Annotated in this window: 16 protein-coding genes and 1 pseudogene; 12 read left to right on the top strand and 5 right to left on the bottom strand. The window is 57.4% G+C overall.

What is annotated here, in order from left to right; all coding sequences use genetic code 11:
* Nucleotides 1–43: 43 nt before the first annotated feature.
* Both purE and purK read left to right on the top strand, forming a co-directional pair.
* A pseudogene (gene purE / locus HA45_RS03425) lies at nt 44–552 on the top strand (5-(carboxyamino)imidazole ribonucleotide mutase).
* Nucleotides 549–1,613 (top strand): 5-(carboxyamino)imidazole ribonucleotide synthase, encoded by a 1,065-nt coding sequence (purK, locus tag HA45_RS03420; protein ID WP_100702332.1) that lies wholly within the window; start codon nt 549–551, stop codon nt 1,611–1,613. The pseudogene purE and the gene purK overlap by 4 nt, the downstream one beginning before the upstream one ends.
* Nucleotides 1,614–1,656: 43 nt before the next feature.
* Here purK and ybbP read toward each other — a convergent pair whose 3' ends face one another.
* Together ybbP and ybbA are read right to left on the bottom strand one after the other, a co-directional pair.
* Nucleotides 1,657–4,074, bottom strand: a complete 2,418-nt coding sequence (ybbP, locus tag HA45_RS03415; RefSeq protein WP_100702331.1) for a putative ABC transporter permease subunit YbbP — start codon at nt 4,072–4,074, stop codon at nt 1,657–1,659.
* Nucleotides 4,071–4,757 carry a putative ABC transporter ATP-binding protein YbbA gene (gene ybbA / locus HA45_RS03410; RefSeq protein WP_100702330.1) on the bottom strand — a complete coding sequence of 229 codons (687 nt, stop codon included), beginning with the start codon at nt 4,755–4,757 and terminating at the stop codon, nt 4,071–4,073. The genes ybbP and ybbA overlap by 4 nt, the downstream gene beginning before the upstream one ends.
* Here ybbA and tesA point away from each other — a divergent pair.
* From tesA to HA45_RS03385, 5 genes are all read left to right on the top strand, one after another.
* Nucleotides 4,725–5,351, top strand: coding sequence for a multifunctional acyl-CoA thioesterase I/protease I/lysophospholipase L1 (tesA, locus tag HA45_RS03405; protein WP_240629229.1), 627 nt, complete (start codon nt 4,725–4,727; stop codon nt 5,349–5,351). The genes ybbA and tesA overlap by 33 nt on opposite strands.
* A 42-nt stretch (nt 5,352–5,393) precedes the next feature.
* The gene (locus tag HA45_RS03400) at nt 5,394–6,155 is read left to right on the top strand and encodes an SDR family oxidoreductase (RefSeq protein WP_128598881.1); all 762 of its coding nucleotides are present in this window, start codon (nt 5,394–5,396) and stop codon (nt 6,153–6,155) included.
* 79 nt (nt 6,156–6,234) lie between these two features.
* Entirely contained in the window at nt 6,235–7,089 is an 855-nt protein-coding gene (locus HA45_RS03395) for a co-chaperone YbbN (RefSeq protein WP_100702328.1), read from the top strand.
* Nucleotides 7,090–7,152: 63 nt separating this feature from the next.
* Entirely contained in the window at nt 7,153–8,067 is a 915-nt protein-coding gene (locus HA45_RS03390) for an SPFH domain-containing protein (protein WP_100702327.1), read from the top strand.
* Nucleotides 8,067–8,525 (top strand): NfeD family protein, encoded by a 459-nt coding sequence (locus tag HA45_RS03385; protein ID WP_100702716.1) that lies wholly within the window; start codon nt 8,067–8,069, stop codon nt 8,523–8,525. Before HA45_RS03390 ends, HA45_RS03385 begins: the two co-directional genes overlap by 1 nt.
* On the opposite strand, the gene cueR is transcribed toward HA45_RS03385, so the two are convergent.
* Nucleotides 8,501–8,917, bottom strand: coding sequence for a Cu(I)-responsive transcriptional regulator (gene cueR / locus HA45_RS03380; protein WP_100702326.1), 417 nt, complete (start codon nt 8,915–8,917; stop codon nt 8,501–8,503). The two genes, HA45_RS03385 and cueR, sit on opposite strands and share 25 nt — an antisense overlap.
* Nucleotides 8,918–9,013: 96 nt before the next feature.
* Between cueR and copA the strand changes: the two genes are divergently transcribed.
* The 3 genes from copA (at nt 9,014) to ybaK (ending at nt 13,135) form a co-directional block, all read left to right on the top strand.
* Complete coding sequence (copA, locus tag HA45_RS03375) at nt 9,014–11,512, top strand: copper-exporting P-type ATPase CopA (protein ID WP_100702325.1); 2,499 nt, start codon at nt 9,014–9,016, stop codon at nt 11,510–11,512.
* Between the two features lie 71 nt (nt 11,513–11,583).
* Nucleotides 11,584–12,396, top strand: a complete 813-nt coding sequence (locus HA45_RS03370; RefSeq protein ID WP_100702324.1) for a TraB/GumN family protein — start codon at nt 11,584–11,586, stop codon at nt 12,394–12,396.
* Nucleotides 12,397–12,655: 259 nt separating this feature from the next.
* Complete coding sequence (gene ybaK / locus HA45_RS03365) at nt 12,656–13,135, top strand: Cys-tRNA(Pro)/Cys-tRNA(Cys) deacylase YbaK (protein ID WP_100702323.1); 480 nt, start codon at nt 12,656–12,658, stop codon at nt 13,133–13,135.
* 90 nt (nt 13,136–13,225) lie between these two features.
* On the opposite strand, the gene HA45_RS03360 is transcribed toward ybaK, so the two are convergent.
* Complete coding sequence (locus tag HA45_RS03360) at nt 13,226–14,095, bottom strand: LysR family transcriptional regulator (protein WP_100702322.1); 870 nt, start codon at nt 14,093–14,095, stop codon at nt 13,226–13,228.
* A gap of 90 nt (nt 14,096–14,185) precedes the next feature.
* On the opposite strand from HA45_RS03360, the gene HA45_RS03355 reads away from it, so the two are divergent.
* The gene (locus HA45_RS03355; RefSeq protein WP_100702321.1) at nt 14,186–14,617 is read left to right on the top strand and encodes a multidrug/biocide efflux PACE transporter; all 432 of its coding nucleotides are present in this window, start codon (nt 14,186–14,188) and stop codon (nt 14,615–14,617) included.
* A gap of 27 nt (nt 14,618–14,644) precedes the next feature.
* On the opposite strand, the gene ushA is transcribed toward HA45_RS03355, so the two are convergent.
* Nucleotides 14,645–16,354, bottom strand: a complete 1,710-nt coding sequence (ushA, locus tag HA45_RS03350; RefSeq protein WP_495524937.1) for a bifunctional UDP-sugar hydrolase/5'-nucleotidase UshA — start codon at nt 16,352–16,354, stop codon at nt 14,645–14,647.
* Nucleotides 16,355–16,559: 205 nt separating this feature from the next.
* Here ushA and HA45_RS03345 point away from each other — a divergent pair, with 205 nt between their 5' ends.
* A complete protein-coding gene (locus HA45_RS03345) occupies nt 16,560–17,756 on the top strand; it encodes an MFS transporter (RefSeq protein WP_100702319.1) in 1,197 nt (398 codons plus the stop codon).
* The last annotated feature ends 186 nt before the right edge of the window (nt 17,757–17,942 follow it).

The raw sequence follows: 17,942 nt of genomic DNA, 5'->3' as shown, positions 1-17,942 counted from the left end.
CCGCCCGGCCAGGTTCGTTTGACTATTCACAGGAGTTGACCGCATGTCATCCAACGCCACCCCGGCTCGTATCGCCATCGTCATGGGTTCTAAAAGTGACTGGCTACCATGCAGTTCGCCGAGGAAATTCTTAACAGCCTGGATGTTCCGTTCCACGTTGAAGTGGTCTCTGCTCACCGTACGCCAGACAAACTGTTCAGCTTTGCCGAAACTGCCGCAGATAACGGTTTCCACGTGATCATCGCGGGTGCTGGCGGTGCTGCGCATCTGCCGGGCATGATTGCTGCCAAAACGCTGGTGCCGGTGCTGGGCGTGCCGGTACAAAGCGCCGCGCTGAGCGGTGTGGATAGCCTCTACTCCATCGTGCAGATGCCGCGCGGTATTCCCGTCGGTACATTGGCGATCGGTAAAGCCGGTGCGGCTAACGCTGCGCTGCTGGCGGCACAGATTCTGGCAGTACATGACAAAGAGCTGGCGGCGCGTCTCGCGACCTGGCGTCAAACCCAGACTGATGAAGTGCTGAACAACCCAGATCCGCGGGTGGATGCATGAAACCGGTTTGCGTACTCGGCAACGGTCAGTTAGGCCGTATGCTGCGCCAGGCGGGCGAACCGCTGGGCATCGCGGTGTATCCGGTAGGTCTGGATGCCGAACCTTCTGCCCTGCCGATCGCCGAAAGCGTGATCACCGCAGAGATCGAGCGCTGGCCGGAAACCGCGTTAACGCGCGAGCTGGCGCTGCATCCTGCGTTTGTGAATCGCGATATCTTCCCGCGTCTGGCCGATCGCCTGACGCAGAAACAGCTGCTCGATCAGCTGAACCTGGCAACGGCGCCATGGCAGCTACTGGCGGATAAAAGCGAGTGGTCGCAGGTGTTCAGCTCACTGGGTGAACTGGCGATTGTGAAACGTCGCACCGGCGGTTATGACGGACGTGGTCAGTGGCGTCTGCGCGCCAACGAAACTGATTCGCTGCCGGATGAGTGCTACGGCGAATGCATCGTTGAGCAGGGCATCAACTTCAGCGGTGAAGTGTCGCTGGTCGGTGCGCGCGGTCAGGATGGCACCACGGTGTTCTATCCGCTGACGCACAACCTGCATCAGGACGGCATTCTGCGCACCAGCGTGGCGTTCCCTCAAGCCGATGCCGCGCAACAGCAGCAGGCGGAAGCGATGCTCAGCGCGATCATGCATGAGCTTAAATACGTCGGTGTGATGGCGATGGAGTGTTTCATCACGCCAGAAGGCCTGCTGATCAACGAACTGGCCCCGCGTGTGCACAACAGCGGCCATTGGACGCAGAACGGCGCGTCGATCAGCCAGTTTGAGCTGCATTTGCGTGCGGTGCTGGGTTTGGCGCTACCGAAGCCGGTGGTGTTTGCGCCATCGGTGATGGTGAACCTGATTGGCACCGACGTGAATGCCGACTGGCTGCAACAGCCGCTGGTGCATCTGCACTGGTATGACAAAGAAGTGCGTCCGGGCCGTAAGGTTGGGCACTTAAATCTCACCGACAGCGATCAGGCACGCCTTGCGACGGCGCTGAACGCGCTGGTACCGCTGATGCCAGAAGAGTACGCCAGCGGAATTGCCTGGGCCGTTGAGAAGCTGTAAATGAAAAGGCCGCGAATGCGGCCTTTGATTTTTGTGCACAAGATTAAGCCGCTTCGAATCGCCTGAACAGCGCCTTTCCTTTTAGCAATCGCACGCCCAGCCAGCCACCGCACACTGACAACAACAGCGCGCCGCAAATCGGTAATGCAATCCACAGCGTCCAGTCCGGTTCCCACGGGAAATCGAAGATCTTACGTTGTAATCCCCACAGCGCCGCTTCTGCGCCCAGTGCCGCCGCAATCCCCGATACCACGCCAAGCAAGGCAAACTCGCACCACAGCGTACCGCGCAACAGGCGTTTGCTGGCACCCAACGTGCGATACACCACCAGCTCCTGACGGCGTTGACGCATACCCACCTGAATCTGCGCCAGCAACAGCAGCACACCGCACACCGTCACCAATACCACCATGATCTCCAGCGCCTGGCTCACCTGCGCCAGCACCAGACCGATCTGCTTCAGCATGCTGCCGACATCCAGCAAACTCAGCGTCGGGAAGGCGCGATTGAGCTGGGCCAGTAGCGCCGGATTGCTGTCCATGCGGAAACTGGTCAGCCAGGTTTGCGGTTGTTGATCCAACGCGCCCGGCGGGAAGATAAAGAAGAAGTTCGGCCGCAGGCTCTCCCAATCCACTTTACGCAGGCTGGTGACTTTGGCGCTGAACTGTTGCGTATCACCGCTGAAGGTCAGCGTATCGCCGAGCTTCAGACCAAGGCGATCCGCCAGCTCCACTTCCATCGACACTTCACCCGCTTTCGGTGGCCAGCTTCCGGCCAGCAGCGGATTGTGGTCCGGTCGCTCCGATTGCCAGGTCAGATTGAGTTCGCGGTTCAGCGCGTTATCCATCTTCGGATCGGCTTCTTTTCCGTTCAGCTCCGTCAGACGCGCACGCACAATCGGATAGTAGGATTCCGGTTTAACCTGATGCTGATTGAGGAACTCGCGCACCTGCGGCACCTGTTCCTGCGTCATGTTGAGCAGGAAGTAGTTAGGCGCATCCGGCGGCAACTGCTGCTGCCAGCGATCCAGCAGATCGCCGCGCATCACCAGTAATAATGCCAGCAGCATAAAGGAGAGTGAAAACGCCGCCAGCTGGCTCAGCGTCATCACCGGCTGTCGCAGCAGACGATTGATTGCCAGACGCATCGCCAGATTGCGCACCACCAGCTTACGCAGCAGCAACAGCGTGCCCCAGCCGAGCAGTGACAGCAGCAGCGCCAGCATTACTACACCCGCCAGCAGCGCCCACAACATTTTGCTGCCGCCCATCAATAACGCCAGCAGGCCAACTACCACCAGCGCCATCGCGGGCAGATAAATGCGTAGCGGCCAGACATTGGCTACCGCATCGCGCCGGAGCACACGCAGCGGCTGCGTCGCCATCAGCAGGCGATATGGACGCAATCCCACCAGCAGCGAAATCACAAACATCGCGCCGATCGCCCACAGCCACGGCCAGAAACTGGCGGCAGGCAAAGCAGCGGGCAGCACCGGTTTGAGCATCGCCAGCAGAATGATCTCAATCCCCTGCCCCAGCACGCTGCCCGCGATGGCCGCCAGCAGCAATACCGCCAGCCACTGCCCGATGATCAACCGTTGCAAGGCGTTGCGTGTGGCACCCAGCGTTTTCAGCACTGCCACTAAATCGTAGCGACTGCGGCAGTAATGGCTCATCGCCACCGCCACGGCGGCAATCGCCAGCATCAGCGTCAGCAGTGCCGATAAGAGGAGGAATTGCTGTGCACGTTGCATCGACCGACCCAGCGCATCTTCAGAGTTCTCGACGCTGATCCAGCGCTCACCGGCTTTTAACTGCGGCTGGATCCAGCTGTCATAACGCGCCAGCGGAGCCGGATTGCCAGAGAATTTGTAGCGCCAGCTAAGTCGACTGCCGGGCTGAATCGCACCGGTTTTATCGACATCCGCGAGATTCATCAGCAGACGCGGCGCCGTCTGGAACGGATTAAAGCCGCCATCTGGCTCCTGAATCACTTCGCCCGCAATGCGCAGCGTGGTGTCACCAACATCAACGTTATCGCCAACTTTCAGATTCAGCAGCGCCAGCAAGCGTGGCGCGGCCAGCACTGTACCCGCCTGCGGTTTTAATCCCGGCGGATCGGTCTGCAACGTACCGAACATCGGATAGGCATCGTCCACCGCTTTCACATCCGCCAGCTGCGGGGTTTGATCGGCGAAGGTCATGGTCATAAAGCTCAGCTGACGACTGACGGAAAGCCCTTCATCGCGTGCTTTGTTCAGCCAGGCGTCAGGCGCGGGCGCGCTGCTGCGCAGGGTACGATCGCCCGCCATAAAATCACGGCTCTGCTGACTCAGCCCTTTTTCCATGCGATCGCTGATAGAGCCCAGCGCCAGCACGCAGGCCACCGCCAGCGTTAACGCCAGCCAGACGATCAGCAGCGACGGCGAGCGCCATTCACGCCAGAACCAGCGCCAAATCATGTTTCCTCCCACAGCTTGCCGTCGCGCAGGCGTAACCGACGATCGCAGCGCGCCGCCAGTTGCTCATCGTGTGTCACCAGAATCAGCGTGGTGGCGAAGTCGCGGTTGAGGGAGAAAAGTAAGTCGGCGATGCGGTCGCCAGTTTTGCGGTCCAGGTTGCCGGTCGGTTCATCGGCGAACAGCAAACCGGGACGGCCGCTAAAGGCACGCGCCAGCGCCACACGTTGCTGTTCCCCGCCGGAAAGCTGCGCGGGCAGATGATGCAGACGATCTTTCAGGCCGAGCTGAGTGAGCAGATCCATAGATTGGGCGCGGCTGTCACGATCGCTGTCACCGCGCAGCAAGGCAGGCAACTGCACGTTCTCCAGCGCATTGAGCGTCGGCACCAGCATAAAGGACTGGAACACAAAGCCCACTTCGCGCGCGCGCAACGCGGCACGTTGCTCTTCGTTCATGTTATGCAGCGGCTGGCCGAGCAGATTGACCTCGCCGCTGCTGCCATCGTCCAGCCCGGCCAGAATGCCCAGTAATGTGGATTTGCCGGAACCCGATTCGCCAATCAGCGCGATGGTCTCAGCTGGTTTGACAACCAGCTCAACTCCGGTAAGGATGGTCAGCTGATGCTCTCCCTGACCGACGGACTTAGTAAGATGATGAACTGCAACAATGTTTTCCGCTGGCATTATCCCTTCCTGTTGTTATTGCTTCTGCTGGTGTCCCGCATCGCCGCCGCCGATACCTTGCTGGTACTGGGCGACAGCCTGAGCGCCGGGTATCGCATGTCCGCTACCGCGGCATGGCCCAGCCTGCTCAATAAAACCTGGCAACAGCAGCCCCAGATTATTAACGCCAGCATCAGCGGTGATACCGCCGGACAAGGGCTGGCGCGTTTGCCTGGCCTATTAAAACAGCATCAACCCCGTTGGGTGTTAATCGAATTGGGCGGTAACGATGGCTTACGCGGCTTCGCGCCCGCCACTATCGCGCAGGATCTCAGTAAAGTGATCGACGAAGTCAAAGCCGCCAAAGCCCAGCCGCTGCTGATGCAAATTCGTTTACCCGCTAATTATGGACGTCGTTATACGGAGGCGTTTAGCGCGATTTATCCGCAGCTGGCACAGCAGTACAACATTCCTCTGGTGCCCTTCTTTATGGAGCAGGTCTATCTGAAGCCGGAATGGATGCAGCAGGACGGTATTCACCCCAATCCGGATGCGCAGCCGTTTATAGCTAACCTGATGGCCAACGAACTGGCTCCGCTAGTAAAGCAGAATTAAAGCAGGCGTGTGATTTTAAACAGGTAAAGAAATGCAAAAACAATCGTCATCACCGGCTGCTCCAGCGGCATTGGCTTAGCGGCCGCCAACGATCTACAGTCTCGCGGCTATCGCGTGATTGCCGCCTGCCGTCGTCCGGACGATGTGGCGCGCATGGAGGCGCTAGGGTTTACTGGCGTGCAACTCGATCTCGACGATGCGGACAGCGTCGATACCGCTGCCGACCGCATTCTGCAATTGTGCGAGCATCGCCTGCACGGCCTGTTTAACAACGGCGGCTTTGGTCAGTATGGACCGCTGGTCAGCGTGTCTCGTGCGCAGCTGGAAAAACAGTTCTCCACCAACCTGTTTGGCACCCATCAACTGACGATGCGCCTGCTGCCTGCGCTGCAAGCCAGCGGTAATGGGCGTATTATTAACACCAGCTCGGTGCTGGGGCTGATCTCCACGCCCGGACGCGGCGCCTATGCCGCCAGCAAATGGGCGCTGGAAGCCTGGAGTGATGCGCTGCGCATGGAAGTGCGCGATGCCGGCGTGCGCGTGAGTTTGATCGAGCCGGGGCCTATTGCCACGCGTTTCACCGACAATGTGCATCAGGGCGAGCAGGACAAACCGGTGCGTAATCCGGGTATTGCCGCGCGCTTTACCCTGCCGCCGGAAGCCATTTTACCCAAGCTGCGCCACGCGCTGGAAAGCAAACATCCGCGCCTGCGCTATCCAGTGACACTGGTCGCATGGATGATGAGCCTGCTGAAACGCCTGTTACCGGGCTGGATGCTGGATCGCATCTTGCGCAGCAACTGATCGACAAGCTAGATTTGAACTTGAAGCGGGGCAGCTTGCCCCCATATTCTCAACACACTTTCTGCAAAGAGACGTATTCATGTCACACGCTTTGATTATCGACATCAACGAATCCAACCTGCACCAGACGCTGGAACAATCCACGCAGATGCCGGTGCTGTTCTATTTCTGGTCCGAACGCAGCCAACACTGCCAGGAGCTGACGCCGGTGCTGGATCGTCTGGCACAGGAATATGCCGGTCAGTTTATTTTGGCCAAACTGGATTGCGATAAAGAGCAGATGGTGGCATCGCAGTTTGGTCTGCGCTCGATTCCAACCGTGTATCTGTTCCAGAACGGTCAGCCGGTTGATGGCTTCCAGGGTCCACAGCCGGAAGAAGCGATCCGTGCACTGCTGCAAAAAGTGCTGCCGCGTGAAGAAGAGATTAAAACCCATCAGGCGATGCAGCTGATGGAAGAAGGCAAACCGCTGGATGCGCTGCCGCTGCTGAAAGATGCCTGGACACTGAGCAACCAGAACAGTGAAATTGGTTTCCTGCTGGCGGAGGTGTTGATTACCCTGAGCCGCAGCGAAGAAGCAGAAGCGGTGCTGGCGGTGGTGCCATTGCAGGATCAGGATACCCGTTATCAAAGCCTGGTATCGCAGATCGACCTGCTGAAACAAGCCGCGGATACCCCTGAAATCCAGCAATTGCAGGAACAACTGGCAGGCGAACCCGCGAATGCCGAGCTGGCTGCTAAACTTGCGTTACAGCTGCATCAGGTCGGTCGTAATGAAGAAGCGCTGGACCTGCTGTTCAGCTTCCTTAAAAGCGATCTCAGTGCCGGTGAAGGTCAGGTGCGTAAGATGTTCCAGGAGATTTTGGCTGCGCTGGGTACTGGTGATCCACTCGCCACCCGCTATCGCCGCCAGCTGTACTCGCTGCTGTACTAAACGGTACCGCGCGCAAAACGGGCCGAACGACTCGGCCCGACAATCTGACAACCAGGAGGTTATATGTTGACTGTGATTCCCGTCATTATCGTGCTCGCGCTCGTTACGGTGTGGGCCGGTGTAAAAATCGTGCCACAAGGTTATCAGTGGACGGTGGAACGCTTTGGTCGTTATACCAAAACGCTATCGCCAGGCCTGAGTTTGATCGTACCGTTCATGGATCGTGTGGGTCGCAAGATCAATATGATGGAACAGGTACTCGATATTCCCTCGCAAGAAATCATTTCCAAAGATAACGCTAACGTCACCATTGATGCCGTGTGCTTCATTCAGGTGGTTGATCCTGCGCGCGCGGCCTATGAAGTCAGCAATCTTGAGCTGTCGATCCTCAATCTGACCATGACCAACATCCGTACGGTGCTCGGTAGCATGGAATTAGATGAGATGCTGTCGCAGCGCGATAACATCAACACCCGCTTACTGCACATCGTTGATGAAGCCACCAATCCGTGGGGCGTGAAAATTACTCGTATCGAAATTCGCGATGTGCGTCCGCCGCAGGAGTTGATCGCGGCGATGAATGCGCAGATGAAAGCCGAACGTACCAAGCGTGCTGACATCCTTACCGCAGAAGGCGTGCGTCAGGCGGCAATACTGCGTGCCGAAGGGGATAAGCAGTCACAGATTCTGAAAGCCGAAGGTGAGCGAACCTCCGCCTTCTTACAAGCTGAAGCGCGTGAACGTCAGGCGCAGGCAGAAGCCAACGCCACACGCGCAGTGTCAGAAGCGATTGCCGCAGGCGACATTCAGGCGGTGAACTACTTCGTGGCGCAGAAATACACCGATGCACTGCAGAAGATTGGTGAATCCCATAACAGCAAAGTGGTGATGATGCCGCTGGATGCCAGCAGTTTGCTGGGTTCCATTGCAGGGATCGGGGAATTGCTGAAGGAGAGCCGTCAGGAGCGTAAACCGTGATCCTGATGGAACTGATTGCCCATCCACACTGGTTCTGGCTGACGCTGGGCGGACTGCTGCTGGCCGCTGAAATGCTTGGCACCAGCGGTTATCTGTTGTGGAGCGGTTTGGCCGCAGTGCTGGTCGGCCTGATTGAGTGGTGCTTCCCCTTCTCATGGACCAGCCAGGGCGTGCTGTTTGCGGTGCTCACGCTGCTGTGCGTGTTTTTCTGGTATCGCTGGATGCGTTATCGCGAATCTTCGCAGCAACCCAATACGCTAAATCAGCGCGGTTCGCAGTTGATTGGCATGCATCTGACGTTAGAGAGCACGCTCAAAGATGGCTTAGGTCACGTTCGCATTGGCGACAGTAGCTGGCGGGTTCAGGCCACAGAGGATTTGCCCGCCGGAACCCAAGTCATCGTCACCGGCGTGGTGGGCATTACGCTGATGATTCAGCCGCGTTTTCCTTCGGTATGACGGCAGCAGCCGGCCAGATGGTTGATGATTGGGCATTCGGCACTGTCATCGCCGGGGCAGGCTTCAGCCAGTTCCAATAGTCGCGTGCGCATAGCGTGCAGTTCTTCGATATGCGCGGCGATTTCATCCGCCTTCTGCAAGGTCCGGGCTTTTACATCCGCGCTATGGCGCGCAGGGTTGTTAAACAGGGTGACTAACTCGCGACACTCGTCCAGCGTAAAGCCCACCTGACGCGCCTGACGCAAAAGATTCAGCTCATCAATATGATGCGCGGCATAGCTGCGATAACCATTATCACTGCGTAACGGTGGCGTCACCACGCCCTTCTCTTCATAAAAGCGGATCGCTTTGCTGGTCAGACCGGTCTTTTTTGCCACATCGCTGATGTTCATGTCTCTGCCTCTTGACCTTCCCCTGAATGGAAGGTTTAGGCTCTATAACTAATGCAAAGTTTGCAGACAGTCAAACCTCTCGTTAAGGAGTTTACAATGTCACACACACAATTACTGGCGCTGGACGGTTTGTCCTGTGGTCACTGTGTTAAACGCGTCAAAGAAGCGCTGGAGCAGCGTGACGATGTGGAACAAGCGGAAGTCACCCAGCAGGAAGCGCGCGTTACCGGCGCTGCCAGCGCCAGCGATTTGATTGCCACTGTGGAACAGGCCGGTTATCACGCGGCGGTGAAAGACAGCCCAAAGCCTGAGCCGTTGACAGCAACAGAGCCGCCGCCGGAGGCGCTGACAACGGAGTCGCAACCGGCAGAAGAGAACTTTCCCGTTCACCACCTGCTGATTGGCGGCATGAGCTGCGCCAGCTGTGTCAGTCGCGTTGAGCAGGCGTTACAGAAGGTGCCCGGCGTGAGTCAGGCACGCGTTAACCTCGGTGAGCGCAGCGCGCTAGTATTGGGCGATGTGCCTGCTGAGGCGCTGATTGGCGCGGTGGACCAGGCGGGTTATTCCGCTGAAGCAATCGACGATGAACAAACGCGGCGCGAACGCCAGCAAGTCAGCGCACAGCAGGCGATGCGCCGCTTTAGCTGGCAGGCCGGGATAGCGCTGCTGCTGGGTGTACCGATGATGATCTGGGGCATGCTCGGCGACAATATGATGCTGAGTGAGGCCAACCAAACGTTATGGCGATCGCTCGGCGTTATCACCTTGCTGGTGATGGTGATCGCCGGCGGCCACTTCTATCGCAGTGCGTGGCGCAGCTTACAGCACGGCACCGCCACCATGGACACCTTAGTCGCGCTGGGAACCGGTGCGGCGTGGCTCTACTCGATGAGCGTGGCGCTGTGGCCAGAATTTTTCCCGATGCAGGCGCGGCATCTCTATTTTGAAGCCAGCGTGATGATCGTTGGTTTAATCAACCTTGGTCATGCGCTGGAGCAGCGAGCACGCCAGCGGGCATCCAAAGCCCTCGAACGGCTGCTGGATCTCACGCCCGCTCAAGCGCGCGTGATTGGCGATCAGGGTGAAACATTGCTGCCGTTGAGCGAAGTGCAGCCCGGCATGCTGTTAAAACTGGTGACCGGCGATCGCGTGCCGGTGGATGGCGAAGTCGAGAGCGGTGAAGCCTGGTTTGATGAAGCGATGCTGACCGGTGAAGCGGTGCCGCAGGCGAAACAGCCGGGCGATAAGATCTACGCCGGAACGCTGGTGCAGGATGGCACGCTGCGCTTCGTGGCACGCGCCACCGGCAGTCACACCACGCTGGCGCGCATCATCAATCTGGTACGCCAGGCGCAGAGCAGTAAACCTGATATTGGCCGCCTGGCGGATCGCATCTCAGCGGTGTTTGTACCGGTGGTGGTGGCGATTGCACTGTTGGCGGGTTTGGTGTGGTATCTGGTCGGCCCGCAGCCGCAGTTGGCTTATACGCTGGTGATTGTCACCACGGTGCTGATTATCGCCTGCCCTTGCGCACTGGGGCTGGCGACGCCGATGTCAGTGATTGCGGGAGTGGGACGTGCAGCAGAACTGGGCGTGTTGGTGCGTGATGCAGATGCGCTGCAGCGTGCCAGTGAAGTCGATACCATCGTGTTTGATAAAACCGGCACGCTGACGCGCGGCACCCCGCAGGTCAGTGATGTGCTGGTGTACGGTGACTGGAATCAACAGCAGGTGTTGAGCGCCTCGGCACAGCTGGAACAAGGTTCGAACCATCCGCTGGCGAAAGCGATTCTGGCGGCAGCGCCGGATCTCAGCGACGATCCGATTAAGCAATTTCGTACAATACGCGGCAAAGGCGTGAGCTCTAAAGTGGCAGGCAGAACGCTGCTGCTCGGCAATCAGGCATTGCTGGATGAGCACCAGATTGATTACCGCGCCGCACAACAAGATATCGACCGTTTCGCCGCGCAAGGCACCACGCCGGTACTGCTGGCCGATCAGCGCCAATTACTGGGCCTGATCGCCCTACGTGACAGCCTGCGTCCGGAAAGCACGGAGGCGTTACAGCGCCTGCACCAGTTGGGATATCGGTTAATCATGCTGACCGGCGATCATCAGAAAACCGCGCAGGTGATTGCTGCCGAAGCCGGTATTGATGAAGTGATTGCGGGCGTGCTGCCCGAAGGCAAAGCGCAGGCGATAGCGCAATTGCAGCAGCAGGGGCGCAAAGTGGTGATGGTTGGCGATGGCATCAACGATGCGCCCGCGCTGGCGCAGGCTGATGTCGGGATTGCGATGGGCGGTGGCAGCGATGTGGCAGTAGAAACCGCCGCCATGACGCTGATGCGTAACGATCTGCACTGCGTTGCCGATGCGCTGGCCATTGCAGGCGCGACGCTGCGCAATATGCGTCAGAATTTGCTCGGTGCTTTTGTTTATAACAGCCTGGGCATTCCGATTGCGGCGGGCGTGCTCTATCCGTTCACCGGCCTGCTGCTCAGCCCGATTGTGGCGGGTGCAGCGATGGCGCTGTCATCAATTACCGTGGTGAGCAACGCGAATCGTTTGCTGCGCTTTAAGCCGGCAAAACGCTAATCGCCCTCTCTGCCCTGTTTTTCAGTGACCGAAATCGCTAGCATGGATTTTTGACTTCAAAAGGACAGGGCATGAGACGCAGTCTGTGGCAAAGCTTCCAGCAACTGGCCGCTACCCTCTTCCCGGCACGTTACACCTGGCCGGCTATGGATATTACTTTAGGTAACCGCCGTCTGCATCTGGCAGGCAGCATTCACATGGGCACGCGCGATATGCAGCCGCTGCCCGCCGGATTATTGCGCCAGCTCAGCAAAGCCGATGCGCTAATTGTCGAAGCGGATATCACTCAAGGCGCATCGCCTTTTGGCCATGACGATGCATCTCCCCCGCTGGCGATGCGACTGGATGCAGAGGTACTGCAGCGGCTGAATACCCTGTGCGATGAGCTTTCGCTTTCCATGGCGGTGTTCGACACGCTGCCGTTCTGGCAAATCGCCTTGATGCTGCAGGCGCAACAGGCGCAGCGTCTGGGGTTACGGCCGCAATATGGCATTGATTACCAGCTGCTGATGGCGGCAAAAGCCGCCAATAAGCGCATTATTGAACTGGAAGGCCCGGAAACTCAGATCGCGCTACTGAAGTCGTTGCCGCAAGAGGGTTTATCGCTGCTGCTGGATACGCTGGAGCATTGGCACACCAACGCCCGCCTGCTGCAAACCATGATCAGCTGGTGGCTGGATGCGCCGCCCACGCAGCAGCCGGTGGCGCTACCGACGACGTTCAGCAACGAGCTGAATGACACCCTGATGCGAAATCGTAACCAACACTGGCGCGAGTTATTGCAGGCGTTGCCAAAGGGACGCTATGTGGTGGCCGTGGGTGCGCTGCATCTGTATGGCGATGATAATCTGCCGGGATTGTTGAAGTCGCAAAGCGCGCGATAACCGTGAAACATGATGCATCTTCGATCCCTGGTACAATGCAATGCGTTTCGATTGCGCGGAGAAGTGGTTGGGTGAATGAACGGCGGATGGCAGGCAAAAAGAAGGCCAATAATACTATTGGCCCGTCAAAGAGGAATTTGTTTATGATTTTGGTTATCACCAGCATTGCTGGCGCCGGCCAATTTTCGCGCAAAGTTCAGAATTTCGCCAGTATTATTCATCAAATCTGAAATAAGAATTTTCGTAGCAAGGACAGAATATGACACCCGCCGTAAAACTGCTGGAAAAACAAAAGGTCACTTTCACGCTGCATCCGTACGACCACGACAGCCATGAAACAAATTTTGGTGATGAGGCGGTGCGTAAGCTCAATCTCGATGCGCGTCAGGTGTTCAAAACCCTGTTAGTGGCGCTAAACGGTGATGCTAAAGCACTGGCGGTGGCGGTAACGCCGGTCTCTTCGCAGCTTGATCTGAAAAAAGTGGCCAAGGCGCTGGGTGCAAAAAAAGCTGACATGGCCGATCCGCAACTGGCGCAGCGCGTGACTGGTTATCTGGTGGGTGGCATCAGTCCGCTGGGGCAGAAAAAGCGCCTGCCGACGGTGATCGACCAACAGGCGGCGGAATTTGCCACCATCTTTATCTCCGGCGGCAAGCGCGGGCTGGATATTGAACTGGCGGCGCAGGATTTGGCGCGGCTGCTGGACGCTGCACTGGCGGACGTGGCGCGCCGCGATTAATTCGGCTGCTGGATGTCGCACTGGCCGTCGTGGCACGCCGCGATTAATCCGGCTGCTGGACGCCGCACTGGCCGACGTGGCGCGCCGCGATTAATCCGGCTGCTGGGCGCAGAGTTGGTCAATCATCCAGCGCCCGGCGGGGCCCGGCGGATTGCGTCGCGACCAGATCACATCCACAGCAATGTGCTGCGGCCAGCCCGGCACCGGCAGCTCTTTCAGCACCTGATGACCAAACTGCTCCACCAGCCAGCGCGGCAACACGCTCCAGCCAAATCCCTGCTCCGCCATCTCCAGCAACAGCAAATAGGAAGGCGCCGACCACACGCGTCCGGCGGGCAGCGGCTCACGATTTTGTACCCAGGTGTTGAGCCGCAGATGGCGCAACTCGCCAAGCTGCCCTTCAGTCACCTGCTTCAGCTGCGCAAATTCATGGTCCTGATGCAGATAAATCGCCATTTCAGCCCCAACCTGTAAGCGCGCCACCGCCAGATCCGGTGGCAACTGCGGCTGGGCGCGCACCACGCCAAGATGCACGCGACCAGCCTGCAGCAGATCCAGCGCGTCTGCATCCTCGGCAATCATGCATTCAAATTCGATATCCGGATATCGCGCTTCAAAGCGGTTCAGTAGATTTTCATGGTGATCGGCTTGCCAAAAGTCAGAAATCGCCAGGCTGAGACGTGGTTCAACCCCCTGCGATAGCCGTACCGCCAGTTCATCCAGTCGCTGGCTGGCTGCCAAAATTTGCTGCACCTGCGCCAGGGCGCGCTGGCCTTGCTCGGTTAACACCGGCTGGCGACCGCTGCGATCAAATAGCGTGAAGCCAAGATCGTCTTCCAGATTGGCCACCGCGCTGCTGATAGTCGACTGGCTTTTGGCTAACGCGCGGGCCGCCGCAGAAAACGAGCCGCTGGCTACGGTTTGCACAAAGGCCTCAAGGGATTCCGGGGAGTATTTCATGGTGAACCATCGCTTTTATCGATAGGTAATCATTTTATCTTAGCATTCTGCGGTGAGAAAATGTGTCGCATCACCTATAAGGAGGTTTATATGCGTACCCGTTCGCTGAAAGAACGTTTTTGTCATGCCGCAGGATTTGAAGTGCTGGCGATTCTCACTGTTGCGCCGCTGGCTGCCTGGGCTATGGATAAACCGCTGTTTCAGATGGGCGCATTGGCGATCATGCTGTCGACCGTCGCCATGCTGTGGAACATGATCTATAACACCGGTTTTGATCGCATCTGGCCGCCGCAGGTAAAACGTGGCCTCGGCCTGCGTGCTATCCACGCGCTGGGCTTTGAAGGCGGCTTTATTGTTATCGGTTTGCCGATTGCCGCCTGGATGCTGAAGATCACGCTGCTGGAAGCGTTTGTGCTGGAAGTGGCGTTCTTCCTGTTCTTCCTGCCCTACACCATGGCCTATAACTGGATGTGGGATAAGCTGCGCCAGCGCTGGCTGACGCAGAAATCCTGTCAGGCATAAAATAGCGGCGCCCAACGGCGCCGTTGTTTAATTGTGCAGTGCGCGCGGCCAGATCCACGCCAGAATGGCTTGCGGATAGCTGCGCTTCTTCGGCTTCTCCTGCGCTTTATCGCGCTCCTGCACCTGCGCCTCTGTCAGATGCACAATCCCGGAGGGCACATAGTCGGCGATTTTCAACGGTGAGTGTGCAGTGACATAATCACGTAGCACGTCCGCATCGCGCAGTCCGGAATTACTGAAGCCCGCATGGTTCTCAATCAGCGGATAACCATCGCCTCCGCTGGCGTTAAAACTGTTGGTCGCCATGCGATAGGTTTTGTCTTTCTGCAGCGGCTGGCCGTTGATCTTCACTTCACTCACCGCTTTGCCATCCGCCACCAGGCTGATATTGCTGAACTGCGCAAAACCACCGGAGTTGGTTTTAATATTGGCCACCGTGGCAAGATACTTTAGCAACTCGTCTCCGCTCAGCGTCACCGACACCACCTGGTTACCAAATGGCTGCACCTGCAACAGATCGCGCCAGCTCAGTTTGCCTTCGGCCAGCGAGGTACGAATGCCGCCACCACTGATCACGGCAAAATCCGCCTTAGTCACGGCCATCTGCGCACGCAGGATCAACTGCCCCAGATTGGTTTGTTCGAAGCGCACCTTGTCGCGTTCGCCAACAAACACGCCGTCGCTGCTGCCAACGCTGACGTCGAGTTTCTTAGCGGCCCGCAGCTGGAAGGGCGTCAGCAACTTCATCATGGCGCTGTTCGGCGGGATCGCTTCCTGCCAGGTAAGCCATGAGACGCTGCCATCCAGATTCTTCACTTCATGCTTCAGATTGACCGGGATCAGCTGATAGCTATCCAGCGTTAACTCGCCGTTTCGGAAGGTGAAATCGCCACGACCAACGTATTTGCCCCACTCTTTCGCCTGCATGATCCACACGCCGTTTTGCCGATCGGGCTGGCAAGGCTGGCCGGGCTGATAATTTTTCACGCTGACGTTGTCTTTTTCCATGCACACCGCATCCTGCGAATGGCCGCCAATAATCACATTAATGGTGCCCGGCGGCAGGCTGCGCGCCAGCTCCACATCACCCGGCGCGTTGCTGCCGTGCTGTCCGTCGTCGTAATGCCCCATATGTGTCAGCGCGATGATGACATCAGGCTTTTCGCTGGCACGCAGTTCCGCCACCGCTTTTTCCGTCTCTTTAACCGGATCGCGGATGTCGATGTTGGCGATATTTTCCGGATTAGAGATCTTCAGCGTGTCAGTAGTGGTCAGGCCGATCACCGCGATTTTCAGTCCCATGCGGTTAAAGATCGCCCACGGCTTAAACAAACGCTGATCGCTGCCCTTTTGATAAATATTGGCGGAGAGGAACGGAAATTTGGCCCACTTCTGCTGCTGTTGCAGCACGCTGATCGGCTTGTCGAATTCGTGATTGCCGAGTGCCATCGCATCGTAACCCACCAGGTTCATGCCGCGAATATCGGGTTCGGCATTGAGCAGATCCGATTCCGGAACGCCGGTATTCACATCACCGGCAGACAGAATTAAAGCACCGCCACCTTTAGCCTGCACATCGTAGCGCTGCTTATCCATCAGCGTTTTCTGCGCCGCCAGCCCGTATTCACCCTGAGAGTTAGTCCAGTAGCGACCGTGATGATCGTTGGTGTGCAGAATACTGAATCGATAACTGCGATCCGTTTGCCATGCCTGCGCCAGCATCGGCAACAACAGCATGATCAGCGCCAGCCAGCGCCCTCTCCGCGGGAATAACAACAAAGCCGATCTCCTTATTCTGCGTATTTCCACTGTGCAGTGGACTTAATGTGCTTTATCACGCTTCTGTGTCGCACAGATGGCACTTTAACTCAAGACCAAAGGCTTATAGAGTCGTTCCGGTAATAACAAACTGATAACGATAACCGCACCCTTCAGGATTTTTATGGCAAGTGACATCGCAACCCCGACACGCGCACCGGGACGGACCGCTTTTGGCATTTTAGGTGCCATCAGCTTCGCGCATCTGCTCAACGATATGCTGCAATCGCTGTTACTGGCGATCTATCCGATGCTGCAGAAAGATTTTAGCCTTAACTTCGTGCAGATAGGTCTGATAACGCTGACCTTCCAGGTCACCGCCTCCTTACTGCAACCGCTGATCGGCTATTACACCGACAAATACCCAAAACCCTGGTCGCTGCCGGTGGGAATGGGCTTTACGCTGTGCGGCCTGGTGCTGCTGACGTTTTCGAGTACCTATCCGCAGGTGCTGCTCGCGGCCGCGCTGGTAGGCAGCGGATCATCGGTGTTTCATCCTGAATCCTCACGCGTGGCGCGCATGGCATCCGGTGGACGTCACGGGTTAGCGCAGTCGCTGTTTCAGGTCGGCGGCAACTTTGGCAGCGCGCTCGGACCGCTGCTGGCAGCGATGATCGTCGCGCCTTATGGCAAAGGCCATCTTGGCTGGTTTGTGCTGGCCGCGCTGCTCGGCATCATTGTGCTGCTGCAGGTCAGCCGTTGGTACAGCCATCAGCATCGTGCTAATCAAGCCAAAGCCACGGTGACGCCGGTCAATCCGTTACCGCGTAAAAAAGTGGCGCTGGCGATCAGCATTTTATTGCTGCTGATCTTCTCCAAATACTTCTATCTCACCAGCCTGAGCAGTTATTACACCTTCTATTTAATACAGAAATTTGGACTTTCTGTTCAGGCTTCGCAATTTCACCTGTTTGCCTTCCTCGGCGCGGTGGCTGCGGGCACCATCATTGGCGGGCCAATTGGCGACAAAATTGGGCGTAAATACGTGATTTGGGTGTCGATTCTCGGCGTTGCGCCCTTTACCTTGCTGCTGCCGCACGCCAATTTAATGTGGACCAGCGTACTGAGCATCATCATTGGCCTGATTCTCGCCTCCGCGTTTTCCGCCATTTTGGTGTATGCGCAAGAGCTGATGCCGGGCCGTATCGGTATGGTTTCAGGGCTGTTTTTCGGTTTTGCCTTTGGCATGGGCGGCCTAGGTGCGGCCGTGTTGGGTGTGGTGGCGGACCACACCAGCCTTGAATGGGTCTATCAAATCTGTGCCTGGCTGCCACTTATCGGCCTTTTGACCGCTTTCCTGCCTGATAACCGCCACGCCTGAACCGATTTTGGGGGGCAACTATTTTTCCTCGCCCCCCTTCATTCTGCGGAAACGCTGCCGATAGAGAGAGATAACTGATGAAAATGCTGCTTCAGCTGCGTTTTCTTCTCATTTTTTCAATTTTAATCGCTTTTCACCGCTCAAATGTTTAAACGTGGTTAGCGATTGTGCATTACACTGGGTTGT

It is taken from the genome of Pantoea rodasii (genome assembly GCF_002095465.1).
Classification (GTDB): domain Bacteria; phylum Pseudomonadota; class Gammaproteobacteria; order Enterobacterales; family Enterobacteriaceae; genus Pantoea; species Pantoea rodasii.
The sequence above is the reverse complement of the archived record's forward strand: the minus strand, read 5'-3'. Positions and strand labels throughout refer to the sequence as shown.